The organism is Streptomyces sp. 17_S59, from assembly GCF_056930295.1.
This window is the reverse complement of the sequence record NZ_JBXOWD010000001.1, coordinates 5,589,448-5,602,215: the sequence shown is the minus strand read 5'-3', so window position 1 is coordinate 5,602,215 and position 12,768 is coordinate 5,589,448. Positions and strand designations below refer to the sequence as shown.

General features: G+C 73.2%; 11 protein-coding genes. 4 read left to right on the top strand and 7 right to left on the bottom strand.

The window, feature by feature from the left end:
- Positions 1-15: 15 nt before the first annotated feature.
- Both AC1Z4A_RS25460 and AC1Z4A_RS25455 read right to left on the bottom strand, forming a co-directional pair.
- Positions 16-378 (bottom strand): GntR family transcriptional regulator, encoded by a 363-nt coding sequence (locus AC1Z4A_RS25460; protein ID WP_483682188.1) that lies wholly within the window; start codon positions 376-378, stop codon positions 16-18.
- A 1-nt stretch (position 379) separates the two neighbouring features.
- Positions 380-1,372 carry a hypothetical protein gene (locus tag AC1Z4A_RS25455; RefSeq protein ID WP_483682187.1) on the bottom strand — a complete coding sequence of 331 codons (993 nt, stop codon included), beginning with the start codon at positions 1,370-1,372 and terminating at the stop codon, positions 380-382.
- Between the two features lie 91 nt (positions 1,373-1,463).
- Here AC1Z4A_RS25455 and AC1Z4A_RS25450 point away from each other — a divergent pair, with 91 nt between their 5' ends.
- Complete coding sequence (locus AC1Z4A_RS25450) at positions 1,464-2,993, top strand: helix-turn-helix domain-containing protein (RefSeq protein WP_483682186.1); 1,530 nt, start codon at positions 1,464-1,466, stop codon at positions 2,991-2,993.
- A gap of 171 nt (positions 2,994-3,164) precedes the next feature.
- Entirely contained in the window at positions 3,165-4,397 is a 1,233-nt protein-coding gene (locus tag AC1Z4A_RS25445) for an FAD-dependent oxidoreductase (protein WP_483682185.1), read from the top strand.
- A 37-nt stretch (positions 4,398-4,434) separates the two neighbouring features.
- Here the strand turns inward: AC1Z4A_RS25445 and AC1Z4A_RS25440 are convergent, their stop codons facing one another.
- The 3 genes from AC1Z4A_RS25440 to AC1Z4A_RS25430 all read right to left on the bottom strand — a co-directional run bounded on the left by AC1Z4A_RS25440 (position 4,435) and on the right by AC1Z4A_RS25430 (position 6,758).
- On the bottom strand, positions 4,435-5,058 hold the full coding sequence (locus tag AC1Z4A_RS25440) for a TetR/AcrR family transcriptional regulator (protein ID WP_483682184.1): 624 nt from the start codon (positions 5,056-5,058) through the stop codon (positions 4,435-4,437).
- Positions 5,059-5,184: 126 nt separating this feature from the next.
- Positions 5,185-5,583 (bottom strand): RidA family protein, encoded by a 399-nt coding sequence (locus AC1Z4A_RS25435; RefSeq protein WP_483682183.1) that lies wholly within the window; start codon positions 5,581-5,583, stop codon positions 5,185-5,187.
- Positions 5,580-6,758 (bottom strand): acyl-CoA dehydrogenase family protein, encoded by a 1,179-nt coding sequence (locus AC1Z4A_RS25430; RefSeq protein ID WP_483682182.1) that lies wholly within the window; start codon positions 6,756-6,758, stop codon positions 5,580-5,582. Before AC1Z4A_RS25430 ends, AC1Z4A_RS25435 begins: the two co-directional genes overlap by 4 nt.
- A gap of 251 nt (positions 6,759-7,009) precedes the next feature.
- Here AC1Z4A_RS25430 and AC1Z4A_RS25425 point away from each other — a divergent pair, with 251 nt between their 5' ends.
- Positions 7,010-8,650, top strand: a complete 1,641-nt coding sequence (locus AC1Z4A_RS25425) for an AMP-binding protein (protein WP_483682181.1) — start codon at positions 7,010-7,012, stop codon at positions 8,648-8,650.
- Positions 8,643-9,479: a PaaX family transcriptional regulator gene (locus tag AC1Z4A_RS25420; RefSeq protein WP_483682180.1), complete on the top strand. Its 837-nt coding sequence runs from the start codon at positions 8,643-8,645 to the stop codon at positions 9,477-9,479. The genes AC1Z4A_RS25425 and AC1Z4A_RS25420 overlap by 8 nt, the downstream gene beginning before the upstream one ends.
- Before the next feature lie 118 nt (positions 9,480-9,597).
- Here AC1Z4A_RS25420 and AC1Z4A_RS25415 read toward each other — a convergent pair whose 3' ends face one another.
- Entirely contained in the window at positions 9,598-11,844 is a 2,247-nt protein-coding gene (locus tag AC1Z4A_RS25415) for a bifunctional salicylyl-CoA 5-hydroxylase/oxidoreductase (RefSeq protein WP_483682179.1), read from the bottom strand.
- Entirely contained in the window at positions 11,841-12,668 is an 828-nt protein-coding gene (locus AC1Z4A_RS25410; RefSeq protein WP_483682178.1) for an enoyl-CoA hydratase family protein, read from the bottom strand. The genes AC1Z4A_RS25415 and AC1Z4A_RS25410 overlap by 4 nt, the downstream gene beginning before the upstream one ends.
- Positions 12,669-12,768: the final 100 nt, after the last annotated feature.

Below are 12,768 nucleotides of genomic sequence, written 5' to 3'. Positions count from 1 at the left end.
CCGATGGGGTCCCGCCTACGCCCCCGCCAGCCCCGTCCGCACCAGCTCCAGCACGTCCTCGTCCGACATCCCCAGCGCCCGCGCGTCCGAGACCAGTTCGTGGACGCCCTCCAGCAGCCGGGCCCGGCCCGCGGACATGCCGTCGGCGTTCACCACCGCGCCGCGGCCGCGGCGCAGCTCGATCAGGCCCTCCTCGCGCAGCCGCTGGTAGCCCCGCAGCACCGTGTGGACGTTGACCCCCAGCGAGTCGGCCAGGGCGCGGGCCGCGGGCAGGCGTTCGCCGGTGCGTACGGTCGCGTCGGCGATCGCGCCGCGCACGGCCGCGGCAATCTGGTCGCCCAGCGGGACGGAGGAAGCGTGGTCGAGACGGATCAGCACGTCAGCCCCCGCTCCCGGTACGGGCCCGGTCCGCGAGGGTGTTGAGCAGCGCGGCCGCCGTCGCCGCGTCGTCGACCGTCACGACGAACTCGCTGCCGGTGGTCAGCCGCGCCACCACTGCCTCGCCGGAGCGGAATGCGATGCCGCTGCGGCCGGGCACGGCGCGGTAGCCCCAGCCGCCCAGGTCCTTGAAGGGATCGATGCGCCGGCTCTCCGCCGATGCGATGCGGGCCAGGGGGATCCGCACCCGGGGCCTGGGCAGCCAGGGCAGGCCGGTGGTCAGGCCGTGGCGGTCGACGGTGACCCGGGCGGCGGACAGAGCCAGCGTCAGCAGCCCGCCGCCGAGCAGGCCGAGACCCGCGCCCCACTGCACGAGTGCCGCAAGTGCCGCGCCCAGTACGGTCAGTACCGCGCCCACGATGCGGAGGGGGCGGGAGCCGACGGACGCGGTCCACACCGCGCTCTCCCCCGCGCCCAGCGGCAGCCGGGAGGCGGGCGGCGCGGCGGTCTTCGGACCGGCCTCCGACGGTGCGGCGCGGCCCACGAGCCCCGCCAGCAGCCACCCCAGTCCCGCCGCCGCCACGGCCACGACCAGGGCCGCGAGCAGTTCCCACAGGGGCAGCCGGACCTGTTCGGCCGTGGCCGCCCCGGCGTTGCTCACGACTATCGAGGTGTCGACGAAGGCCATGAGCCCGGCCATCGCGTACGCGATGGCGACCAGCGGTCTCGTGCGCCCGCTTCCCGTCGCACAGGCGAACGCCACGAACAGCGCACCCGGCACGAGCAGCAGGGCCAGCGCCGTGTACGGGAACGAGTCCAGCGCGGAGTACCCGTCGGCGGCGCCTCCGCCGGAGAAGTGCACCGCCAGCGGGTCCGGCAGACGGTCACGGGATTTATTAAAAACAGTCATAAACACGGCTGTACCGACCACATACGGGGCGGCTACGACCACAGGTTGACGTGCGTTCTTCGCGAGCGATGCGGACACGTTCATGACACCTCCGAGTTATTCGCATAGTAGTAGAACAAGTGGGTAGCCATGCGCCGGGGCGAAGAAATCTCATATCTGAGATACCGTCTGACTCATGACAGACGCCTACCTCGGCCGCATCGGCAAGCTCATCCGTGACGCGCGCCAGCACCGCGGCTGGACCCAGAGCCAGCTCGCGGACGCGCTCGGGACCAGCCAGAGCGCGGTCAACCGCGTCGAGCGGGGAAATCAGAACATCAGCCTTGATATGATCGCCCGCATCGGCGAGGCGCTCGACAGCGAGATCGTCTCCCTCGGTTACGCGGGGCCGATGCATCTGCGCGTCGTCGGCGGACGCCGGCTCTCCGGCTCCATCGACGTCAAGACCAGCAAGAACGCCTGCGTTGCCCTGCTGTGCGCCACGCTGCTCAACGCCGGCCGCACCACGCTGCGGCGCGTCGCGCGGATCGAGGAGGTCTACCGGATCCTGGAGGTGCTCGCGAGCATCGGCGTCCGGCACCGCTGGATCAACGACGGCAACGACCTGGAGATCGTGCCGCCGGCCGAACTCGACCTGGCCGCCATGGACACCGAGGCCGCCCGCCGCACCCGCAGCGTCATCATGTTCCTGGGGCCGCTGCTGCACCGCATGGACCACTTCAAGATTCCGTACGCGGGCGGCTGCGACCTCGGCACCCGTACGGTCCAGCCGCACATGACGGCCCTGCGCCACTTCGGCCTGGAGATCACGGCCACCGACGGCACGTACCACGCCCAGGTCAACCGTTCGGTCGCACCCACCCGGGCGATCGTGCTGACCGAGCGCGGGGACACCGTCACCGAGAACGCCCTGCTGGCCGCCGCCCGCCACGACGGCGTGACCGTCATCCGCAACGCCAGCTCCAACTACATGGTCCAGGACCTCTGCTTCTTCCTGGAGGAGCTGGGCGTGCGCGTCGAGGGCGTCGGCACCACGACGCTCACCGTGCACGGCGTGGCCACCATCGACCGCGACGTGGACTACGCGCCCTCGGAGGACCCGGTGGAGGCCATGAGCCTGCTCGCCGCCGCCGTGGTGACCGAGTCCGAGCTGACGATCCGCCGGGTCCCGGTCGAGTTCATGGAGATCGAGCTGGCCGTCCTCGAGGAGATGGGCCTCGACCACGAGCGCAGCCCCGAGTACCGCGCGGACAACGGCCGCACCCGGCTGCTGGACCTGACGGTGCGCCCCTCCAAGCTGGTCGCGCCGATCGACAAGATCCACCCGATGCCGTTCCCCGGCCTCAACATCGACAACGTGCCCTTCTTCGCGGCCATCGCCGCCTTCGCCCAGGGCCAGACCCTCATTCACGACTGGGTCTACGACAATCGCGCCATCTACCTCACCGACCTCAACCGCCTCGGCGCGGACGTCAAGCTGCTCGATCCGCACCGGGTGCTCGTCGAGGGCCCGACCCGCTGGCGCTCCGCCGAGATGATGTGCCCGCCCGCGCTGCGGCCCGCCGTGGTCGTCCTGCTGGCGATGATGGCGGCCGAGGGCACCTCCGTGCTGCGCAACGTCTACGTCATCAACCGGGGTTACGAGGACCTGGCCGAGCGCCTCAACTCCATCGGCGCCCAGATCGAGACCTTCCGGGACATCTAGCACTCAATCGCCGCACCTTCCTTCCCAGCGGCCCCTCCGACCTGCCGAACCGGCCCGGTCAGAGGGGCCGTTGTCGTTCTCCGGCGGACATGCCTAAACTGCGACTGACCGATCGGTCAGAGTACTGACCACTAGGTCAGTCATGGCCGTGCGCTGAGGGGAGTGAAAGGCATGGAACGCACCACGTGCTGCGTGGTGGGGGGCGGACCCGCCGGCATGATGCTCGGACTGCTGCTGGCCAGGGCCGGCGTCGAAGTGACCGTCCTGGAGAAGCACAAGGACTTCCTGCGGGACTTCCGCGGGGACACCGTCCACCCGTCGACGCTGCGCCTGCTCGACGAACTCGGCCTGGGCGAGCAGTTCGCACAACTCCCGGCGCGCAAGCTGGAGGAGGTGCGGATGCACCTCGGCGACACCGTCCTCACCATGGCCGACATGCGGCGCATACCGGGCCCGCACAAGTACATCGCCATGGTCCCGCAGTGGGACTTCCTCGATCTGCTCGCGGCCTCGGCGGCCGACGAGCCCTCCTTCACCCTGCGCATGCGCACCGCCGTCACCGGCCTGCGCACCGAGGGTGCCCGGGTCACGGGCGTGCGCTACGTGGACGAGGGCGACGAGAACGGCGAGCCCGGCGAACTGGCCGCGGACCTCGTCGTCGCCTGCGACGGCCGCGACTCGGCGGTGCGCGAGGCGGCCGGGCTGCGCCCGGACTACGCCGACGTGCCCATGGACGTGTGGAACATCCGCGTCCCCGTGCAGCCCGACGTCACCAAGGACGGCCGGATCTTCATGCGGTTCCGCGGCAACCAGTTCGCGGTCACCATGGACCGGGGCGACTACTACCAGACCTCCTACCTCATCAAGAAGGGCTGCGACGCGCAGCTGCGCGCCAACGGCATCGAGTGGTTCCGCGAGCAGTTGGGCGAACTCTTCGGCTGGGGAACGGAGGTGACGGACGCGATCCGCTCCTGGGACGACGTCAAGCTGCTGGACGTGACCATGGGCATGCTGCGCCGCTGGTACCGGCCGGGCCTGCTGTGCATCGGCGACGCGGCGCACATCATGTCGCCCACCGGCGGCGTGGGCGTGAACCTCGCCGTGCAGGACGCGGTCGCGGCCGCCCGGATCCTCGCCGCACCGCTGCGGGAGGGCACCGTCTGCGTGCACGACCTGGCCCGGGTGCAGAAGCGGCGCATGATGCCGGCGGCGGCCGTGCAGAAGGCGCAGCAGAGCGAGCACGAGACGCTGCTGCGCGCCGCCCTCGACGGCACCCTCGACCCCGAGCGGCTGCCGGTACCGTTCCGGCTGATGCGGAGGCTGCCGTTCCTGGCCAGTGTCGCGGGCTACATCGGCGGCATGGGGATACGTCCCGAGCGCGCTCCCGCCTTCGCGCGGGGCTGAGCGGGGCAGCGATCGGGGTGCCGGGACCGGACGGGGGTCAGTCCCGGCGCCCGATGGCGTTCAGCGTGAACGCCACCAGCTCGTCCGTCGCGGCATCGAGGTCGTAGTCCGGGTGGACGAGCCAGTGCGAGATGACGTTGTCGAGCGCACCGCCGATCGCGAGCGCGACCGTACGGGTGTCGAACTCGCGCAGCGCGCCGGCCTCCTGCCCCGCGGCCAGGAGGCCGGCCAGGTGCTGCCAGCGGCCGCCGGTGTCGTGGGAGCCCGGCGTCTTCAGCTCGGTGCCGCCCTTGTCGTCCAGGAGCATCTCGGTGATCACGCGGACGTGGCGGCGGTTGGCCTGCTGGTAGCCGATCATGGCGCGGACGTACGCGACGACGGCCGCGACGGGGTCGGACTCCCCCGCCAGGCGCTCCTCGACGTACGCCCGGAACCGCTCCAGGACGTGCTCCAGCGTGGCCCGGGTGAGGTTGTCCTTCGACGAGAAGTGGTAGAGGACGGCGGCCTTGGAGATGCCGGCCTCCTCGGCGATCGCCGCCAGCGAGGTCGCCGGATAGCCCCTGGTGGAGATCAGGTCGATGGTGCACTCGACGATCTGCTGCCGGCGGGCCCGCTCCGTGAAGGTGAGCGTGCCGGGGTCGGCACTCCGACGAGGAGCCATCGAACCGCCACCCTGCCTTCGCTCGTCCCGGCCGGCCCTTGCCGCCGCTGTTTGTTGCCCGTCCGCGCCCTGCCCCTACGTGGCCGTGGACGCGGACCGGTACCGACCGTACACCGGCCCGAACGGTCAGGGGAGCACGGCCACCCCGTCCAGCTCGACCAGGGCCGCCTCGTCCCACAGCCGGGTCGTGCCGATCACGGCCATCGCCGGGTAGTCCCGGCCCGCCAAGCGCCGCCAGACCGCGCCGAGTTCCCGGGCGTGCGCGCGGTACGCCGCCACGTCCGTGGCGTAGACGGTCACCCGCGCCAGGTGCCGGGGCTCGCCCCCAACGGCCCGCAGCGCGGCGAGCAGGTTGGCCAGCGCCCGCTCGAACTGCTCGGGCAGGCCCCCCGCCACGACGTCGCCGCGCTCGTCGAGCGCCGTCTGGCCGGCGAGGAAGACCAGGCGGCCGCCGGTCGCGGTGACGGCGTGGGTGAAGCCGGTGGGCGGCGACAGGTCCGGGGGGTTGGTGCGCTCGACGGTCATCGGCGCGGCTCCTCGCGCAGTTCCCCAGTCGGTCGCCCGCCTCGTTCCCGGTACAGCTCGCGGGCGATGATCGTGCGCTGGACCTCGCTGGCCCCCTCGTAGATGCGCGGGGCGCGCACCTCGCGGTAGAGGTGCTCCAGGAGGTGCCCGCGGCGGAGGGCCCGGGCGCCGTGGATCTGCACGGCCGCGTCGACGACGTACTGGGCGGTCTCGGTGGCGAACAGCTTGGCCATCGCGGAGCGGCGGGCGACGCGGGGCTCCCCCGCGTCGTAGGCCGCCGCGGCCGCGTGGACGAGCAGGGCGGCGGCCTCGGTGCGGGTGGCCATCTCGGCCAGCCGGTGGGATACAGCCTGGAGGTCCTTCAACGGGCCGCCGAACGCCCGGCGTTCGGCGGCGTGGGCCAGTGCCGCGTCGAGGGCGGCCCGCGCCATGCCGACCGCGAACGCCCCGACGCTCGGGCGGAAGAGGTCCAGCGTCGCCATCGCGACCCGGAAGCCGCCGCCCACCTCGCCGAGCACGTCCTCCGGGCCCACCGGGACGGCGTCGAGGACGAGCGTGCCGACCGGGTGCGGGCTCAGCAGCTCCAGCGGCTCGCCGCCGAGGCCGGGGCGGTCGGCGGGGAGCAGGAAGGCGGTGACGCCCGCGGCGCCGGGCGCCGGGCCGGTGCGGGCGAAGACGGTATAGAGGTCGGCCTCGGGGGCGTTGGAGATCCAGCACTTCTCGCCGGTGAGCCGCCAGCCGGGCACGCCGGGCTCCGGCTCGGCCCGCAGGTCGAGGGCCGCCGCGTCGGAGCCCGCGCCGGGCTCGCTGAGCGCGAAGGCGGCGACCGCCCGGCCGGCCGCGACCTCCGGCAGCCAGCGCGAGCGCTGTGCGGGGGTGCCGGAGCGGGCGACGGGGTGTGCGCCGAGGCCCTGGAGGGCGAGGGCCGTCTCGGCCTCCGTGCACTCCTGCGCGAGCGAGGCTCGCAGCAGGCACAGGTCCACGGCGCGTACGGGCCCGTCGGCGGGCAGGACCCGCTCCAGCAGGCCCAGTTCGCCGAGGGCCGCCACGAGCGGGCGGTTGACGCGGCCGGGCTCGCCCTTGCCCGCCAGGGGCCGCAGCCGCTGCGCGGCGAGCGTGCGCAGCTCGGCGCACCAGGCCAGCTGCTCGGGGTCCAGTGCGAACGGTGTGGTCACCGGCCCACCCCTCCCGGCGCGCAAGGCCGTGGCCTTGTGGCGATCACCCCTGCGCCCGTTATCGCGCTCTGTTGACTGCCGTCACCATCTCGCTACGCTGACAGCGGAGCCACGCCGCTGGCAAGACCCTGGTTCACCTCCCTCTTCCGCTCGGCTCCACGTGTTCTTGCTCGCCTCTGCTCACTTTCGCTCATTTCTGCCCGTTACCGCTCGTTTCCGCTCGGCTCCCGAAGCAAGGGGGCGCATCCGCGATGGAACTCAAGCCGTCGGCCCATGTCGACACCTTTCCCCGCGACCACCTCCCGCCCGCCGGGCAGTGGCCCGATCTCCGCTTCGATCTCGCGGGCTCGCCGGGGCTGCACTACCCCGACCGGCTCAACTGCGGCGCCGAGCTGCTCGATTCGACGGTGCGGCGGCTGGGGCCGGGCCGCCCGGCCGTGCTGGACGGCGCGGGCCGCGTGTGGTCGTACGGGGAGCTGAAGGCGTGCGCCGACCGGATCGCGCACACGCTGACCGGGGAGCTGGGCGTCGTCCCGGGCAACCGGGTCCTGCTGCGCGGCCCCACCACGCCCTGGCTGGCGGCCTGCTGGCTCGCGGTGATGAAGGCGGGCGGGGTGGCGGTGACCGTCCTCGCCGCGCACCGCCCGCACGAGCTGGCGGAGGTCTGCCGGCTGGCACGCGTCCGGCACGCGCTCTGCGACACCCGATCGGCCGACGACCTGGTCGCCGCCAAGGTGCCACACTTAAGGATTACGTTGTACGGCGGTATGACACCCGACGACCTTCTGCGACAGTCGGCAAACAAACCCGCATCCTATGTGGCGTTGGACACCTCCGCCGACGACGTCGCGCTCATCGCCTTCACCTCCGGCACCACCGGACGCCCCAAGGGCTGTGTGCACTTCCACCGCGACGTGCTCGCCGTCGCCGACACCTTCTCGGCCCGGGTGCTGCGCCCTCACCCCGAGGACGTCTTCGCGGGCAGCCCGCCGCTCGGCTTCACCTTCGGCCTCGGCGGGCTCCTCGTCTTCCCGCTCCGGGCGGGCGCCGCGACCCTGCTCACCGACTGGCGCGGACCCGACCGGCTCCTCGCCGACGTCCAACGGCACCGCGTCTCGGTGCTGTTCACCGCGCCCACTGCCTATCGCGCGCTGCTCGAGCGGCTGGGCCCGTACGACATCTCGTCCCTGCGAAGATGCGTTTCCGCAGGCGAGCATCTGCCCGCGGCTCTGTGGCACGAGTGGCGGCGGGCGACCGGGCTCCGCCTGATCAACGGCATCGGCGCGACCGAGATGCTGCACATCTTCGTCTCCGCCGCGGACGGCCTGGTGCGCCCCGGCGCGACGGGCCTCCCCGTGCCCGGCTACGAGGCGCGCGTCATCGGCCCCGACGGTGCGCCCGTGCCCGACGGCACCCCCGGGCTGCTGGCCGTGCGCGGCCCCACCGGCTGCCGCTACCTCGCCGACGAGCGCCAGCGCGAGTACGTGCGCGACGGCTGGAACCTGACGGGCGACACCTATGTCCGCGAGCCGGACGGCTACTTCCGCTTCGTGGCCCGCGCCGACGACATGATCGTCTCGGCCGGTTACAACGTCGCCGGGCCCGAGGTGGAGGAGGCGCTGCTGCGCCATCCCGACGTCCTCGAAGCGGCCGTCGTGGGCCACCCGGACGAGCGCCGGGGCCAAGTCGTCGTGGCGTACGTGGTGTTGCGGGCCGGAGTGCCGTGCACCTCAGAAACCGCTGCTTGCCTGCGGGAGTTCACCAAAAAGGAGCTGGTGCCGTACAAGTGCCCTCGCGAAATCGAGTTCCTGGCCGCCCTTCCCCGCACGCCCACCGGCAAAGTGCGCCGATTCCTGCTGCGCGCGGGCCCTTTACAGTTTCCCCGTGACTGACCAGCAACCGCCTCACACTCCCCGGTCCCTCATCGTCACCTTCTACGGCGCGTACGGACGCGGTGGCGTCGGCGCCCCCGTCGGCCCGGTGCCGATCGCGGCGCTGATCCGGCTGCTGGGAGCGGTGGGCGTCGACTCGCCGTCGGTGCGGTCCGCCGTCTCCCGGCTCAAGCGGCGCGGCCTGCTCGTCGCGGGCCGCACGACGGACGGGGCGGCGGCGTACGGGCTGTCGGACGCCGCCCGGCAACTGCTCGACGACGGCGACCGGCGCATCTACGGCCGCCCCGCCGCGCGGCAGGGCCACGGCTGGCTGCTCGCCGTGTTCTCCGTTCCCGAACAGGAGCGGCACAAGCGGCACTTGCTGCGCTCCCGGCTGGCGCGGCTGGGCTTCGGCACGGCGGCGCCGGGCGTGTGGATCGCCCCGGCCCACGTCCACGAGGAGACGCGGCACACGCTGGAGCGGCTCGGCCTGGACGGCTACGTCGACCTGTTCCGGGGCCGGCACCTGGGCTTCGAGCCGACTGCCGAGGCCGTGGCACGGTGGTGGGACCTGGAAGCCCTGGCGAAGCAGCACCGGGCGTTCCTGGAGACCCACGAGCCCGTGCTGCGCCGCTGGTCGCGCCGCCGCCCCGTGCCGCCGGAGGCGGCCTACCGCGACTACCTGCTGACGCTGGACTCGTGGCGGCGGCTGCCGTATGCGGACCCGGGACTGCCGGCGTCGCTGCTGCCGGCGGAGTGGCCGGGGAGCCGGGCGGCGAGGGTCTTCGCGGCGCTGCATGCACGGCTGCGGGATGCCGGGGCGCAGTTCGTACGGCCGGCGCTGGTGTAGGGCGGGGGGTCCTTTCCCCGATCCCGCCCCTTCCCGAAACCGGGGGCTCTGCCCCCGGACCCCCGGTCCTCAAACTCCCCCAGCTACCGCTGGGAGGTGCCCCCAGACGGGCTGAAGTTCAGCCCCGCCCCGTCGGCGGTCTGCGGCTGCCCGCCCCGTACGGCACCGGCCACCCCACCCCCGGCCCCGCATACCCCTGCTCCGCCGCCGCGTGCAGCGTCCAGTTCGGGTCGTACAGATGCGGCCGCCCCAGCGCGCACAGATCCGTCCGTCCCGCCAGGATCAGCGAGTTCACGTCGTCCCACGACGAAATCGCACCCACCGCGATCACCGGCATCCCCACCTCCCGCCGGATCCGGTCCGCGAACGGTGTCTGGTAGGAACGCCCGTACGCAGGGCGCTCGCCGAACACGACCTGGCCGGTCGACACATCCACCGCATCCACCCCATGCGCCGCGAAGGCCCGCGCCACGACCACGGCGTCCTCCGCGGTCATGCCCCCGTCGGCCCAGTCCGTGGCCGAGATGCGCACCGTCATGGGCCGCTCCGCGGGCCACGCGGCCCGTACCGCGTCGAACACCTCCAGCGGAAAGGCCAGCCGCCCGGCGAGCCCGCCCCCGTAGGCGTCCTCGCGGCGGTTGGTGAGCGGCGAAAGGAAGCCGGACAGCAGATAGCCGTGCGCGCAGTGCAGCTCCAGCAGATCGAATCCGGCCCGGGCCGCCGACTCCGCCGAGCGGACGAACTCGTCACGTATCGAGCCGAGTTCGGGGACGGTCAGGGCGTGCGGGACCTGGCTCACGCCGGGACGGTACGGCAGCGCCGAGGCCGCGGCGACCGGCCAGTTCCCGCCGGGCAGCGGCAGGTCGATGCCGTCCCACATGCGGCGCGTGGAGCCCTTGCGGCCGGAGTGCCCGAGCTGTACGCCGATCGCCGCGCCGGGCGCCTCGGCGTGCACGAAGTCGGTGATGCGGCGCCAGGCCCGTTCGTGCTCGGGGGCGTAGAGACCGGTGCAGGCGGGGGTGATGCGGCCCCGGGCGCTGACGCAGACCATCTCGGTCATGACGAGCGCGGCGCCGCCGAGGGCCCGCGCGCCGAGGTGGACGAGGTGGAAGTCGCCGGGTGTGCCGTCGGTGGCGGAGTACATGTCCATCGGGGAGACCACGACCCGGTTGCGCAGGGTCAGGCCGCGCAGCCGGAACGGCGTGAACATCGGGGGCGTGCCGGGCGGGATGCCGGCCTCGTGCTCGACGGCGGCGACGAAGCCCGGATCGCGCAGGCGCAGGTTGTCGTGGGTGACGCGGCGGCTGCGGGTGAGGAGGTCGAAGGCGAAGCGGTGGGGCGGCCGCCCGACGTGCCCGGCGAGTTCCTCGAACCATTCCAGGCTGGCGCGGGCGGCGCGCTGCGTGGACTCCACGACGGGGCGCCGTTCGGCCTCGTACGCGGCCAGGGCCTCGGCCACGGCGGGGGCGCGGTCCAGGTGGCCGGCGAGAGCCAGGGCGTCCTCGACGGCGAGCTTGGTGCCGGAGCCGATGGAGAAGTGCGCGGTATGGGCGGCGTCGCCGAGCAGGACCGTATTGCCGTGCGACCAGCGTTCGTTGACGACGGTGCGGAAGGCCGTCCAGGCGGAGTGGCCGGAGCCGAGCAGGGTCCGGCCGCGGAGGGTGGCGAAGTGGCGGGGGCACCGGTCGAGGGGGTCGCCCGCGTCGAGGCCGGCCCGGCGCCAGACCTCCTCGTGCATTTCGACGATGACGGTGCTGGCCTGCGGCCCGTAGGGGTAGGCGTGCAGCTGCATGACGCCGTGCGGGGTCTCGGCGATCTCGAAGCGGAAGGCGTCGAGGGCGAAGTCGGCGGCGAGCCATATGTAGCGGCAGCGGTGCATGGTGAGGGTGGGGCGGAAGACGTCCCGGTGGGCGTCGCGGGTGCGGCTGTGCACCCCGTCCGCGGCGACGACCAGGTCGTACGAGCGGGCCAGCTCGGCGGCGGGCGGGGCCTCGGTGCGGAAGTGCAGCGTGACGCCGAGGTCGCGGCAGCGCTCGTGGAGGATCTCCAGGAGCCGGTGACGGCCGAGGGCGGCGAAGCCGTGGCCGCCGGAGGTGAGCGTGCGGCCCCGGTGGACGACGTCGATGGCGTCCCAGCGCACCAGCTCCTTGCGCAGTGCGGCGAAGACGACCGGGTCGGCGCTCTCGATGCCGCCGAGGGTCTCGTCGGAGAGGACGACGCCGAAGCCGAAGGTGTCGTCGGGGGCGTTGCGCTCCCAGAGGGTGATGTCGCGGCCGGGGGCGAGCCGCTTGAGCAGTGCGGCGGCGTAGAGGCCGCCGGGGCCGCCGCCGATGACGGCGACGCGGGCGGCCGTGGGCGTGGTCACCGCCCCTGCCACTCGGGGGGCCGTTTCTCGGTGAAGGCGGTGTGGAATTCGGCGTAGTCGGCGCTGTTCATCAGGAGGGCCTGGGTGGCCGCGTCCAGCTCGATGGCGGCGGAGAGCGGCATGTCGAGTTCGGCGGTGAGCAGCGCCTTGGTCTGGGCGTGGGCGAGGGCGGGGCCGGTGGCGAGGCGGCGGGCGAGGGCCTGTGCGGCGGCGGGCGCGGCGCCCTCCGCGGCCAGCTCGCTGACGAGGCCGATGCGCTCGGCCTCGGCGGCGCGCACGGGCTCGCCGAGCATGAGGAGCCGGGTGGCGTGGCCGAGGCCGACGACACGGGGCAGGAGGTAGGCGGCGCCCATGTCGCCGCCGGAGAGACCGACCTTGGTGAAGAGAAAGGCGAAGCGGGCGGTCGGGTCGGCCACCCGGAAGTCGGCGGCGAGGGCGAGCACGGCCCCGGCGCCCGCGGCGACCCCGTGCACGGCGGCTATCACGGGGAAGGGGCAGTCGCGCAGGGCCCGTACGACCTGTCCGGTCATGCGGTTGAAGTCCAGGAGCCGGCCGGTGTCCATGGCCAGGGTGGCGCCGATGATGTCGTCGACGTCGCCGCCGGAGCAGAAGCCGCGCCCTTCCCCGCCGAGCACGAGGGCCCGTACGGAGCCGTCGCGGGCCAGCTCGGGGAGGAGGTCGCGGAGGTCGGCGTAGGCGCCGAAGGTGAGGGCGTTGAGCTTCTCGGGGCGGGCGAGGGTGACGGTGGCGACGCCGGAGTCGACGGCCAGTCGCAGGTGCCGCCATTGCTCGGTGCGGGACGCGGAGCCGGTGAACGGGCTCATGAGCACGGCCTCCTTCAGCCGGGAGGGGCTGGTGCCTGCCCGGTGAAGTTATCACCGCTCTGTGACTGTCGTCACGAGTGCGCGATAGGGAACGGGCAGC